The sequence below is a fragment of the Pseudomonas frederiksbergensis genome (assembly GCF_900105495.1).
In the GTDB taxonomy this organism is placed as follows: Bacteria; Pseudomonadota; Gammaproteobacteria; order Pseudomonadales; family Pseudomonadaceae; genus Aquipseudomonas; species Aquipseudomonas frederiksbergensis.
On record NZ_FNTF01000002.1, the window covers coordinates 3220843 to 3234254 of the forward strand.

Consider the following 13412-nt stretch of genomic DNA (forward strand, 5'->3'; position numbering starts at 1 on the left):
CATGGGGCAGTTAACAAGGTTATTCGTCATAAGCCGCATGTTTTTTATGGGCTTTCTGATCAGCGGCGCAGCGATTGCAGAAACCTCGCCGATTGAGGGGGTATCTGCTGCTATCCGCAGAAATGGCGCAGCACCTGACGATTACGTCGCTCAAACGATTCAGGCGGCACTTGAGCCCTTGAGCTCATCGTTTCCTCCCTTGCTCACTTCCCGTGGCCATCAACGGATGGACCCGAGTCGTGTGGTCATGGATTTTTACATGCATCGGGGTTACCGCTCGGCCTGGGCCAACGACCGCGATGTCATCCAGTTATTGAAAAGCCTGAGCGAGACCCAGGCCGATGGGTTGGACCCTGCCGACTTTCATATCGAGGAATTGGCGAATGCCCGGGCGTCGATGCAGGCAGCAGCGCCAACAGTGGCGCAACGGGCGGCGTTCGATATCGCAGCCACCCGTACCTTTGTCACGGCGTTGCTGCAATTGCGGCGCGGCAAGGTTGACCCTTCGCGTCTGGACATTCATTGGAATTTCGACCCTGTGGGTGCCGATCCCCGTGGAGACATGCATAAATTGTTCGCCGCGCTCGATGCGCATGACGTGGCGCGCGCTTTCGCCGAAGCACCGCCACAAGAGGCGGTTTACCGCAGCCTGCGCGTCGGACTGGCGCAACTGCGCAAGGTTCGGGACGCGGGTGGCTGGCCGAAGATTGCCGAAGGCCAATCGCTCAAGCCAGGCATGGATGACGTCGCTGTCGCGCAGTTGCGCGCACGCTTGGTGGCGGGTGGTTATCTGGCCCCATCGAAGAGCCCACGCACTGACTACGACGACAGCGTCATCGCAGCAGTGAAAAAGTATCAGGCCGAGCAATACCTGGGGGCGGACGGCGTGGCGGGCGCCGCGACACTGGCGGCGTTGAATGTGCCCGTAGAAGCACGGATAGACCAGGTCCGGGTGAACATGGAGCGCGCGCGCTGGTTGCTGTACAAACTTCAGGGCACTTTTGTCATCGTTGATATTGCGGGTTACAAGGTGGCGCTTTATCGCGACGGGAAGGCGATATGGCGTTCCCGGGTTCAGGTCGGTAAGCCGTTTCGCAGTACGCCGGTGTTTCAATCCGAGATCACTTACGTAACGTTCAACCCCACCTGGACCGTACCACCGACCATCCTCGTCAAAGACATGCTGCCGAAGATACGAAGAGATCCCGGCTACCTGGCCGCCAACCGAATAAGAGCCCTTGATCGAGAGGGGAATGTGCTCGATCCGTCGACCGTCGACTGGGATAACGCACGCGGTATCACGCTGCGACAGGATGCGGGGCCGGATAACTCACTGGGGCAAGTGGTCATTCGGTTTCCCAATGAATATTCGATTTATCTCCACGACACGCCGCATCGTGAGCTGTTTGCGCAATCGCGCCGTGCCACCAGTTCAGGCTGCATACGAGTGGAGAATCCACTGCAGTTGGTAGAGCTACTGTTCAATGACCCGGTTCGTTGGAACAGCGCCGCAATACGGGCCCAGCTGGCTAACGGCAAGACCGAAAACATCAGGCTTCCTGTCAAAGTGCCGGTGCTGTTGGCTTACTGGACGGTGGATCTGAGTAGTGATGGTCGAGTGATGTTTAAACCTGATGTATACGGCTATGACTCCGCGGTACTGCGGGGGCTCAATCAGCCTTCGGAACTGCCCGTCCTGGATGTGCGACGAGCAGGAACTTCCGCGGTCGCGACGGGGCAAAACCGGTAATGATCCTGAAACAGGCGAGGTGTGCTATCCGTAGGTAACCGGCAGGTCATCGATGCACTGACGTTGCAAGCGCTCTGCATCAACCTTTGCGCTCCGTCGCAGATTCAGGGAATGGGGAAGCCAAAAGGTTGGCTCGCCTGTTGAAAACTATCACAATGCAAAAAAAGTCCGCCGATCATTGATGTGAAGGGATAGGGAATTGAAGATGGATGTTGCGCAAAAAAAACCGTCACTCAATACAGGCATGCTTAATGGGCATGACCTCGATGAGTGCCGCAACATCCAGAAAGGTGCCGTGTTTATCATTGCTTCGGGGGCGTCCGCCAAGGATTTTCCGCTGGAAAAGTTTGCGAACGTTCCGATGATCACAATGAACGGCGCCATTTCCATGTTCTCCGGGACAGGTATCAAGCCTTTCTTTTATGCCTGTACGGATCAAGGCTTTTCCAGGCAACAACCCGAACTGTTTTCAGAGGCCATGCGCATCAGCCAGCGGGTGGCGCTGTGGCAAGAGCACATCTGGCATACGACGGTCCCGCCTGAAGGCGAACTGTATTTACTCGGCCGAGCCCCCAAGCTCTCCTGGACGGACCTGGTTTTCAGGGCCGATAAAGAACTCGTCAGAAGTCGCAAACTTGGAAATGGCCGTAACAGAACCCTTGGTTTCAGCAAGAACCTTAAACGCGGTTTTTTTGATGCTCGTACGGTGGCTTATCTGGCGTTACAGATTGCCTATCACGTGGGGTTTACCAAGGTGTTTCTGGTAGGCGTCGATTTGAATCAGTCTGTAAGCCGGTTTTATGAAGGGGCCGACACGGTCGCCTCGCCATGCCTGCTCGATCAGCATTTTTATACGCGAATCCTGCCGTCGTTCGAGATCTTGTCGAAGTACGTCGTGAGTGAAGATTTTCGGGTCTACAACCTGTCCAGTTCCTCACGGATTCCCGGCGAACTCATTCCCCGAGTGACGCTGGATGAGATCGACAAGTTGATCTGAAGGTAATTCGTACTTAATGGGCGCCCGCGAGGCGCCTGTTTTTTTGTTGGGTGATTATGTCTGGGAGGTTGCCCCGCGGGCATACCAGAAAATGCGCCAGCTCGGGCGCATTTGCACAGTGCGATGCGACGGCTAGCCAAACGGCATTTGCCCGCCACCCCCTCGTAGACTAAGCTCACAAAAAATAAGGGTTTTGGGGTGATACCCATGCCTTACCCTTACAGGACGAGCTTTTGTCTATCCCTCTTCACGATCCGCACAACGCCACTGGCGTCACGTTGAAGCGGTTACCTTTGCGCAAAGCAGCGGTACTGTTTATCGCAGTCGTGTGCCTGAGCCTGTGCGGTTTGCTGTACCTGCAACTGGAGCAGTCGCGCCGGCATGACCTGGCCTTGGCGCAAGTGGCGTCTACAAACCTGACACGGGCCATGGCGCAACAAGCTGAAGACACCTTCATGCAAGCCGAACTGGTGCTGACCAGTCTGGCCGACTGGATTCAGGTTGACGGTTTCGGTGCGCCGCAAAAGGCACGCTTGCAGAAAACATTCGCCCGGCGGGTGCAGGCACTGCATCAATTGCACGGGATATTTCTGTTCGACCAAAAGGGACAGTGGATCGTTACCTCTTTCGACGAGCTGCCACGCGGAGCCGGTGTGGGGGATCGCGATTATTTCAAGTTCCACCAGCAGAACGTCTCCTCCCTGGCGCACATCGGGCCGGCGATTCGCAGTCGAGGAAACGGCGAATGGATCATTCCGGTATCAAAACGGGTGAACGACAGGAATGGCAATTTCCAGGGCGTCTTGTTGGCCGGCATCAAGATGGCGTACTTCGATCAGTTCTTCAAAAGCTTCAGCATTGATGGCAACGGTTCGATGTTTTTGGCATTGACCGACGGAACGCTGCTGGCGCGCCGCCCGTTTGTGGAGTCGCTGATTGGCACATCACTGGCCAAGGGCGAGATCTTCGAGAAATTGCTGCCCAACGCGCCTGCCGGGAACGCGATGTTCAGCTCGCTGCTCGATGGTGTTGTGCGGTTGCATGGCTACCGTGAGCTCGACGCTTATCCGTTGGTCGTGTCTGCCGCCTCGTCCAGGGAGGCGATTCTCAAGGATTGGTACGACACGGCATTTCGCTCCACAGTCATCGTTGCCCTGGTGGTGGTGGGCGTAGGGCTGTTCGGTTGGATGTTCCTTTATCAGGTGCGTGTCGGCGAACAGGTCGAGGCGGATTTGCGCAAGGCAAAGGAAGCCCTGAAGCTGATCGCGACCCACGACAGCCTGACCGGCCTGGGCAATCGCCGGCTGTTCGAGGGCGCGCTGGACATCGAATTCAGCCGAGGCGCCCGGCAGTCGAGTTCGCTAAGCCTGATCATGCTCGATATCGATTACTTCAAGCGCTACAACGACACTTATGGCCACGTGGCGGGGGACCATTGCCTGGCTGAAGTGGCGCGGGCGGTGAAAAGCTGCTGCCATCGAAAGGCCGATTTGGCCGTGCGCTATGGCGGTGAAGAGTTTGCGGTATTGCTGCCCGACACCGACATTCACGGCGCGATGGTGATTGCCGAGCAGATCCGCCGCAGCGTCATGGACAAGAACATCCTCCACAGCGGTTCGCCCTCGGGCTTCGTGACGGTCAGCCTGGGTTGTTACTCGTTTGTGCCGACGGGGCGGGACAGCATGGAAGTGTTTATCGAACGCGCGGACGCAGCGCTGTATCAAGCCAAGCATTCGGGGCGAAACCGCTCGGCGGTGCTGTCGATGGAGGGTGGTGTCGAGGCACTGCTGCGTTCGGATCGTTGAGCTGTCTATCGAGGGTGTTTCACCCGCGCAACACCGCGGCCAGCCGGCTGTCTGCCTGTCAGATCCCCTTCGATTGATCGTCTAGAGTTGCGGTAACCCTGTCGATCCCGGCAGGTCTTCCCACCGCACGGATGATCTTAGAATGTTGATTACTCAAGCATTGACAGCCGTTGCTCTAACCGTAGTAGCCAGCGTCGTCTTTCCGCTCGCCAGCCAGGCTCAATCGAAAGTCACAGCCGAAGAAGCACACGCCATCGGCGTGGATGCCTACCTTTATTTGTACCCGCTGTTGACCATGGACATTACCCGCAAGCAATTCACCAATATCGAACCTGGCAAGGAATTCGGCAAAGGTCCGATGAATATGTTTGTCAGCGTTCCGCAGTATCCGCCTGCGGATTTCAAAGGAGTGGTGCGTTCGAACTTCGACACCTTGTATTCCATTGCCTGGCTGGATTTGACCGAAGAACCGCTGGTGATCGCAGCGCCCGATACGGCCGGACGTTTTTACTTGCTGCCGATGCTCGACATGTGGACCGATGTGTTCGCCTCACCGGGCTGGCGCACCACGGGCACCCAGGCGGGGCAGTTTTTGGTGACGCCGCCGGGCTGGACCGGGACGGTGCCAGCCGGACTGAACCATCTGCCGGCGCCCACGCCCTTTGTCTGGGTCATTGGCCGCACCAAGACCGACGGCGCCGCGGACTACGCGGCGGTACACAAAATTCAGGCTGGCTATACGGTGACACCGTTGTCCCGGCTGGGTAAAAGCGCCGAACCGGTCAGCGTGAACATTGACCCGGCCGTGGATATGAAGACCCCGCCCAAGATTCAGGTCGACTCAATGTCGGCGGCGGACTACTTCGCCTACGCCGCCGAATTGCTCAAGGTGCATCCTGCGCACATCAGCGATCAACCGATCCTGGCGCAGATGAAGCGTATCGGTATCGAGCCCGGAAAATCCTTCGACATGAAGGCGCTGGACCCTGAAATCCAAGCAGCGTTGCAGACCGTGCCCAAGGACGCGCAGGCGCTGATGACGTGGAAGGTTCCAACCCTCGCTCGTGTGGTCAACGGCTGGTCGATGAACACCGACACCATGGGCGTCTATGGCAACTACTACCTCAAGCGCGCGATCGTTGCGCAGATCGGGCTCGGTGCCAACTTGCCCGAGGATGCGATTTATCCGCTGAACATCGGCGATGTCGAAGGCAAGCCACTCGATGGCTCGAACAAGTACGTGCTGCATTTCGACAAGGGTGAAACGCCACCGGTAAACGCTTTCTGGTCGATCACCTTGTACGACCCCGAGGGTTTCCAGGTCGGCAATGCGCTCAACCGCTTTGCAGTCAGTAGCTGGATGCCGTTCAAGACTAATGCCGACGGTTCGCTGGACATCTACCTCCAGCACGAAAACCCCGGCAAGGACCTTGAAGCCAATTGGCTGCCGGCACCGAAGGGCGGTTTCAACCTGACCATGCGTTTGTATGGGCCCAAGCCCGAGGTTTTGAACGGCAAGTGGAATCCGCCACCGGTCAAGCCAACCTAGTTGCGCGTTTCAGGCCTAAAAGCAGCCGACGATCATCGGCTGTTTTTACGCGTCCAGCTGCCCGTCCCACCGCCGGCACCGCCTGTTCCACCGCCTGCCGCGCCCGTGCCACCTCCCGCGCCAGAACCGCTGTTCCCGGCATTGCCACCGTTTCCGCTATCCGACGAGCCCGATCCGCTATTGCCGCGATTAGTGTTTTGATCGTTCGAGGGTTGGCCAGGGTTATTGTTGGGCGCCATGGTCGAGCCGCCGAATGAGCCCGATTGGCTACCCTTCGCATGAGCGCCATCGCCTGGGGCAGCAAAAATGCCGACGGACAGGGCGCACAGCACTCCAGCCAGTAACAGCGAAGTCATTTTGATGGTCATCAGGATGCGCCTCCAAAGATGAGTCGTTACCTGATGATGGTATGAAGGGCAGGGCGGTGGGTGCCGGCTGGTTGACGAGTGGCTGGTGTGCAATTACAGGGCAGCAGCCGTCGATTGGCGATGGTTGTGTCAACGGTTCTTCAATTGCTGCAATGGGTTGCGTTATCGAGGCGCCAGGGCCCAGCATGGCTGCTATGTTCAGTGAACGTTCGGCGAGTGCGTTGGTAAAAAAGCATTGCGAGCGTCGCATCCCGATCAGGCAATCGATTCACAGGACCCAGTGCATGGATATGACCGCCGTAACCACCGTCACCGCTCCCCGTCATACGCCGATAACCCGTAACCTGGTGTTTGTCGTCGGCCTGCTGTTTGTTCTGGGGGTGCTGATCGCGTTGTTGGCCTTGTTCAACATTGCCGGACGGCTGGATGCGCAGGACCTGGCCAAGACCACTTTCTACACCCAGCGTGCGCTGGAAAATCGCATCACCGCCTCGAAAAACTACATCGCCAGTTATGCAAACTGGACGAGCGCCTACGACCATTTGGACGGCAAGGTTGATGTGCAATGGGCTTACGTCGAGCAGAACCTGGGCAAAACCCTGTTCAGCATCGATCACTACGATGGTGTCTTCGTGGTCGATCGTCAGCAAACCAAATACGCCGTGGTGCGTGGGCTTCAGGTACAGGAGGCGGCGACCACCTATCTTTCGGCATCCATGGCGACACTGATAGAAGCAGTCCAGCGTCAGGAAAGCCTCATTGACCCGATCAGCCAGTTCACGCTGTTCGAGGGCAAGCCGGCATTGCTGACGGCTGCTGCAATCGTTCCCAATGACGATAGGCCGGCGGTCGATCCGCAAAGCACCTCGGTGCTGGTGTTTGTCGACCAACTAAGCCCTGACAAGCTCAGCACCCTGAGCACCGATTACGGTTTGCATGATTTAAACCTGACGCCGGATAACGCCATCGCGCCCGGCAGCCCGGCCGTGGCGCTGGCGGACACTGGCTACAGCCTGGTTTCCCGACTTGAGCAACCGGGTCATCAGTTGCTCTGGTCGTTGCTGCCGCCATTGGGCAGCGCGCTGTTGGTGCTGGCGTTGTTAACGGCTTATTTCTTCCGGTATGTCTTGCGCACGTCCGGGCACGTGGATGCGAGCTACACCAGCCTCGATTTATCGAACCAGGCGCTGGAGGCCAGTGAAGAACGTTTTCGTGCAGTGGCTGAGGCTGCTTCCGACTGGATCTGGGAAATCGATGACAAACATTGCATCTCTTATCTGTCAGGACGTTTCGCCACCGTCACCGGTTTTTCCGATCAGCAATGGATAGGGCGGGACATCGGGCAACTGCTCAATTGCGACACGCTGCCCTTGTCGCGGTGGCTGCATAAGCTCAATGAAGAACAGCCCGTCAGCCATCTGCGCTGCTCCTATCGCGATCAGTCGGGGCAACAGCGTATCTGCCGGGTTTCGGCACGACCGATCCATCGCAAGGGCGCGGTAGTGGGCTATCGCGGGACGGCCAGCGACATCACCGATGAAGTCGCCGCCCATGCCCAGATCCAGCATCTGTCGTTGCACGATGCCCTGACGGGGCTGCCGAATCGCAACAAACTGGCGCGTTTCCTCGACGAGGCCCTGGCGCTTAAAGAGCATTCGGCAGCGCTGGTGCTGTTGATGATCGATCTGGATAACTTCAAGCCGATCAACGATTCCCTCGGTCACCCGGCAGGCGACGCGGTATTGCTGGAAGTGGCCACCCGATTGCGCGAGTGCACGCGGGACATCGATCTGGTCGCGCGGCTCGGTGGTGATGAGTTTGTGCTGGTGCTCAACGGCATGGACAGCCACGCTGAAATCGACCGGTTCTGCGAGCGTTTGCTCGAAAGCCTGCAGCAGCCGATTCATTACGAGCATCACACGCTGCACATCGGCGCGAGCATCGGTGTGGCCTTGAGTCGGCGTCAGGGGCACATTCCCAATGAACTGATCCGGTGTGCCGACATTGCGCTGTATCAGGCTAAATCCGACGGCAAGAGGACCTGGTGCTACTTTGCGCCGCACATGAACGATCAGATCCAGCACCGTCGGCAACTGGAAAACGACCTGCGCCGGGCGATCAAGAACAACGAGTTCCTGATGCACTACCAGCCGCGCTACAACATGGACGGCAAGCAGGTGGTCTCGGTGGAAGCGTTGCTGCGCTGGCAGCATCCGGAGCAGGGGCTGCTGAGCCCCGACGAGTTTATTCCTTTGGCCGAGCAGACTGACCTGATCGTGCCTTTGGGGCGCTGGGTGTTGCGCGAAGCCTGTGAAACGGCCCTGACCTGGCCTGGTGCGTTGATGGTGTCGGTCAATTTGTCGCCTGTTCAATTTGCCCGCAGCGATGTGGTGGAGGACGTCAGGGAGGCCTTGATCCAGAGCCGTTTACCGGCCAGTCGTCTGGAGCTGGAGATCACCGAAAACGTGATGCTCATCGATGTGGAGGGCGCGTTGACGACCATGAATGCGCTCAAGGAGCTGGGCGTGCGGTTGAACATGGACGATTTCGGTACCGGCTATTCGTCCCTGGGTTACCTGCGCACGTACCCGTTCGACGGGATCAAGATCGACAAGCGTTTCATCTCGTCCATGAGCGGCGGCGGCAATGACCGCGCCGTGGTGCAGGCGATCATCAACCTGGGCAAAGCCATGGGCCTGACCGTGACCGCAGAAGGCGTCGAGACCCTCGAGCAACTGGACTTCCTGATCTCGGACCAGTGCCATGAGGTGCAGGGCTTCTATTTGAGTCGACCTATGGAAAAGCAGGCGTTGCTGCCATTGCTGAAGGCATCGCATGACGAGTTTCCCGTGTAGGGCCGCGCCTTTAGTCGCCTGACTCGCCCGTAGAGGCAACTGCCAGCACGCACCTTCGGTCACAACTGGATATCGACCCTGCGTTGTGAGCGTTGGCCCATGAAAAACCTGAAAATCGCGACATTCAACGTCAACGGCATGCGCGCCCGACTGCCGAACTTGCTGGCCTGGCTTGAGCGAGAGCAGCCAGACATCGCCTGTTTGCAAGAGCTCAAATCAGTCGACAGTGCGTTCCCCGCCGCCGAGCTTGAGGCCGCGGGTTACGGCGCGCTCTGGCAAGGACAGTCGTCGTGGAACGGCGTGGCGATTCTGGCGCGGGACGCGCAGCCGCTGGAGAGTCGTCGAGGCCTGCCGGGCGATGATAGCGACACCCATAGTCGGTATCTGGAGGCCGCCGTGCATGGGGTTCTGGTGGGCTGCCTGTACCTGCCCAATGGCAACCCGCAGCCGGGGCCGAAGTTCGATTACAAGCTGGCGTGGTTCGAACGGCTGATCCACTACGCGCAGACGCTTCAGGCCAGCGAGCATCCTGTGGTCCTGGCCGGTGACTACAACGTGGTGCCCACCGACCTCGACATTTACAACCCGCGATCCTGGCTGAAGGATGCGTTGCTGCAACCTGAAAGCCGCGAGTGTTATCAGCGCCTGCTGGCCCAGGGCTGGACCGATTCCTTGCGCCATCTGTATCCGCAGGATCGGCTCTATACCTTCTGGGATTATTTTCGCCAGCACTGGCAAAAGAACTCGGGGCTGCGCATCGATCATCTGTTGCTTAATCCGGCGCTGAGCCCTTATTTGCAGGAGGGCGGAGTGGATGCCTGGGTTCGCAACGAGCCCCACGCGAGTGATCACGCACCGGCGTGGATTCGATTGAGTCCGCGTAAGCGGCGTTGAGTTTGAAGTGTGTGGCGATTGGCTAAATCAATTGTCGGTCGAACCGCTTTTTCCCTTATACATGGCGCCTGTCAGCGGAGAGATCCGGCCCCCCCTGCATAAGGACTGAGCAATGAGTGAGCCACATCTGGGCAATCTTGCGTTGTACCTCCAGCGCCTGGGCTTCGACGCGCCTCCCGCGCCGACCCTGGAAACCCTGCGCCAGCTTCAGCTGCGCCACACCGGCGCGTTCCCGTTCGAGAACCTCAATACGTTGTCGGGACAACCGGTGCTCATCGACCTGCCGTCCATCGAGCAAAAGGTCCTGCACGATGGTCGTGGCGGGTACTGCTACGAACTCAACAATCTGTTCCTGGCCTTGCTCCAGACGCTTGGCTTCGATGCTCGCGGCATCTCCGGCCGAGTGGTCATGGGCCAACCCGAAGGCGCATGGACCGCCCGCACACATCGCTTGAGCCTGGTGACGCTGGACGGCGTGCGTTACATCACCGACGTCGGCTTCGGCGGCATGGTGCCCACCGCACCGCTGATGCTCGATACCCGGGCCGAACAGTTCACACCTCACGAACCGTATCGCATCGAGCAGCACGAGGATGGCTACACCCTGCGCGCCAACGTCGCCGGAGAATGGCGGGCGATGTACATTTTCGATTTGCAGCGCCAGGAAGACATCGATTACGCCGTTGGCAACTGGTATGTCTCGACCCATCCGGAATCGCCGTTCGCCAGGCAGCTGATGGTGGCGCGCACCGGCGAAGGGTGGCGCCGCACGCTGAACAACGGCAGTTTTGCAATTCATCGGATCGGCCGTGAGACTGAACGGCGGCAGGTGGCTGATGTGGACGAATTGATGGATTTGTTGCGCAACGAATTCGACATTCGGGTACCGCGGGAGGTGACGTTGCGTCGGGTTATTGAGAGGCTGATTCAACAACCCTGATCCTCACAGCTCAAGCCCCTCCTGCATCACCGACAGCAGGGTGTCTTCGGTCATGGCGATCGCATCCGGTTGTTGCCCGGATTGATCGATCGCCTGCAGCCACCACTGTGTCTCGCCGTGTTCGTTCACGGTTCGCAGCATCGAGAGCGCTTTTCCTTGAGTGTGGATCTCGATCCGCCCGGCACCATCCTCGGTGAAACGAGCGACAGGGTCGAAAGTGATGCTGTGGTGATTGCCTTCAATCAGTAACTGGTCGATCGCGTAGTCATAGGTCTCACCGTCGGGATGACGCTCGAAGACGTGCGTGGGCACTCGCCGAATGTTCAGGCCGGCTTCGCTGAGCGGTGCCAGCCAGGCTTCGACGAGGTGGTACAGCTCGTAAACCTGTGCAGGCCAGCTGTCGATCTGCTGATCGGCGCAGTGTGTCGCGTCGGCACTGGACTGCTGGGTTTGCTTCAGTTTCGCAGCGAGTTGGTCAGCCTTGCTCATATCGATTTCCTATCGTGGTCTCAAAAAGAGCGTACCTCTATCAAGGTAGTGCACGTCTTGCGTTGCGTCATGTTGTCGGGAGGTTTTGGCTTCAAGGGGCTTGCCGACGATGAGTCTCGCGGGCTTGGAATGGCCATGTGTCCATAATCTGACTGATTAGTTGTATACAACTCTATAGACATTTGTCCTGAGTCTTGCATACAGTGTGCGCATAACAAAAACCAGGGAACCCCCCAACCATGAAAACGCCCCATGTTTCACACCAACGGCCCGAGGACGAAAATCTCGGGATCGGCGCGAATATGGCTTACGGCCTGCAACACGTTCTGACCATGTACGGCGGCATCGTCGCGGTGCCTTTGATCATCGGCCAGGCAGCCGGGCTCTCGCCGGCGGACATCGGTTTGTTGATTGCTGCTTCACTGTTTGCGGGGGGCTTGGCGACATTACTGCAAACGCTGGGTTTACCGTTTTTCGGTTGCCAATTGCCGCTGGTACAGGGCGTGTCGTTCTCTGGTGTCGCGACGATGGTGGCAATTGTCAGCAGTGGCGGGGAGGGCGGGTTTCAATCGATTCTCGGGGCGGTGATTGCCGCGTCGTTGATCGGCTTGTTGATTACGCCGGTGTTCTCGCGAATCACCAAGTTTTTCCCACCGCTGGTCACGGGCATTGTGATCACCACCATCGGCCTGACGCTGATGCCGGTGGCTGCACGTTGGGCCATGGGTGGCAACAGCCATGCCCCGGACTTCGGCAGCATGGCGAACATCGGTCTGGCAGCGGTGACGCTGGTGCTGGTGCTGCTGTTGAGCAAGATCGGCAGCGCGACCATCTCCCGCTTGTCGATCCTGCTGGCGATGGTCATCGGTACGGTGATTGCGGTGTTCCTTGGCATGGCTGACTTCTCGTCCGTCACTCAAGGCCCGATGTTTGGCTTCCCGACGCCGTTCCACTTTGGCATGCCGACCTTCCACTTCGCCGCGATCCTGTCGATGTGCATCGTGGTGATGGTGACGCTGGTGGAAACCTCGGCCGACATTCTGGCGGTGGGTGAAATCATCGGCACCAAAGTCGACTCCAAACGCCTGGGCAACGGTCTGCGTGCCGACATGCTGTCGAGCATGTTCGCGCCGATCTTCGGTTCCTTCACTCAAAGTGCCTTCGCCCAGAACGTCGGACTAGTGGCAGTGACCGGGATCAAGAGCCGCTTCGTGGTGGCTACCGGCGGTTTGTTTCTGGTGATCCTCGGCTTGCTGCCGTTTATGGGCCGCGTCATCGCCGCTGTACCGACTTCTGTCCTTGGCGGCGCCGGTATCGTGCTGTTCGGCACCGTGGCCGCCAGCGGTATTCGTACGCTGTCCAAGGTCGACTACCGCAACAACGTCAACCTGATCATCGTTGCCACCTCCATCGGCTTTGGCATGATCCCCATCGCTGCACCGACTTTCTACGACCACTTCCCAAGCTGGTTCGCCACGATCTTCCACTCGGGCATCAGCTCGTCGGCGATCATGGCCATCGTGCTGAACCTGACCTTCAACCACCTCACTGCCGGTAACTCCGATCAGCAGTCGGTGTTCGCGGCCGGCACTGAGCGCGTCCTGCGATATCAGGATCTGGCAGCGTTGCGCGAAGGGGATTATTTCAGCGACGGCAAGCTGCGTGACTGCGACGGGAATGAGATTCCGGTGGTGGAGACGGACCATGAGCATGCAGAGCCGCGGGCGATGCATGCAAAAAGCAGTGAGCATGTCTGACGCCGACA

9 protein-coding genes are annotated in these 13412 nt (G+C 58.5%); 8 read left to right on the forward strand and 1 reads right to left on the reverse strand.

Annotated features, from left to right (window positions below; genetic code table 11):
- Position 1 precedes the first annotated feature (1 nt).
- From BLW70_RS15070 to BLW70_RS15105, 7 genes are all read left to right on the forward strand, one after another.
- Complete coding sequence (locus tag BLW70_RS15070; protein ID WP_074875193.1) at positions 2-1750, forward strand: L,D-transpeptidase family protein; 1749 nt, start codon at positions 2-4, stop codon at positions 1748-1750.
- Between the two features lie 205 nt (positions 1751-1955).
- Positions 1956-2747, forward strand: a complete 792-nt coding sequence (locus tag BLW70_RS15075) for a lipopolysaccharide biosynthesis protein (protein WP_074875195.1) — start codon at positions 1956-1958, stop codon at positions 2745-2747.
- Positions 2748-2980: 233 nt separating this feature from the next.
- Positions 2981-4552 (forward strand): sensor domain-containing diguanylate cyclase, encoded by a 1572-nt coding sequence (locus BLW70_RS15080; protein WP_074875197.1) that lies wholly within the window; start codon positions 2981-2983, stop codon positions 4550-4552.
- A 142-nt stretch (positions 4553-4694) separates the two neighbouring features.
- Complete coding sequence (locus BLW70_RS15085) at positions 4695-6101, forward strand: DUF1254 domain-containing protein (RefSeq protein ID WP_074875199.1); 1407 nt, start codon at positions 4695-4697, stop codon at positions 6099-6101.
- A 652-nt stretch (positions 6102-6753) separates the two neighbouring features.
- Entirely contained in the window at positions 6754-9324 is a 2571-nt protein-coding gene (locus BLW70_RS15095) for a bifunctional diguanylate cyclase/phosphodiesterase (protein WP_074875201.1), read from the forward strand.
- A 99-nt stretch (positions 9325-9423) separates the two neighbouring features.
- Entirely contained in the window at positions 9424-10218 is a 795-nt protein-coding gene (locus tag BLW70_RS15100; protein ID WP_074875203.1) for an exodeoxyribonuclease III, read from the forward strand.
- 112 nt (positions 10219-10330) lie between these two features.
- Positions 10331-11158 (forward strand): arylamine N-acetyltransferase family protein, encoded by an 828-nt coding sequence (locus BLW70_RS15105; RefSeq protein WP_074875204.1) that lies wholly within the window; start codon positions 10331-10333, stop codon positions 11156-11158.
- Between the two features lie 3 nt (positions 11159-11161).
- Here the strand turns inward: BLW70_RS15105 and BLW70_RS15110 are convergent, their stop codons facing one another.
- Positions 11162-11647 carry a hypothetical protein gene (locus BLW70_RS15110; RefSeq protein ID WP_074875206.1) on the reverse strand — a complete coding sequence of 162 codons (486 nt, stop codon included), beginning with the start codon at positions 11645-11647 and terminating at the stop codon, positions 11162-11164.
- A gap of 239 nt (positions 11648-11886) precedes the next feature.
- On the opposite strand from BLW70_RS15110, the gene BLW70_RS15115 reads away from it, so the two are divergent.
- Positions 11887-13404: a nucleobase:cation symporter-2 family protein gene (locus tag BLW70_RS15115; protein ID WP_074875208.1), complete on the forward strand. Its 1518-nt coding sequence runs from the start codon at positions 11887-11889 to the stop codon at positions 13402-13404.
- Positions 13405-13412: the final 8 nt, after the last annotated feature.

Coding starts and splice junctions, on each gene's coding strand:
- BLW70_RS15070 (WP_074875193.1), top strand. CDS start 2: ATGGGGCAGTTAACAAGGTTATTCGTCATAAGCCGCATGTTTTTTATG.
- BLW70_RS15075 (WP_074875195.1), top strand. CDS start 1,956: ATGGATGTTGCGCAAAAAAAACCGTCACTCAATACAGGCATGCTTAAT.
- BLW70_RS15085 (WP_074875199.1), top strand. CDS start 4,695: ATGTTGATTACTCAAGCATTGACAGCCGTTGCTCTAACCGTAGTAGCC.
- BLW70_RS15095 (WP_074875201.1), top strand. CDS start 6,754: ATGGATATGACCGCCGTAACCACCGTCACCGCTCCCCGTCATACGCCG.
- BLW70_RS15100 (WP_074875203.1), top strand. CDS start 9,424: ATGAAAAACCTGAAAATCGCGACATTCAACGTCAACGGCATGCGCGCC.
- BLW70_RS15105 (WP_074875204.1), top strand. CDS start 10,331: ATGAGTGAGCCACATCTGGGCAATCTTGCGTTGTACCTCCAGCGCCTG.
- BLW70_RS15110 (WP_074875206.1), bottom strand. CDS start 11,647: ATGAGCAAGGCTGACCAACTCGCTGCGAAACTGAAGCAAACCCAGCAG.
- BLW70_RS15115 (WP_074875208.1), top strand. CDS start 11,887: ATGAAAACGCCCCATGTTTCACACCAACGGCCCGAGGACGAAAATCTC.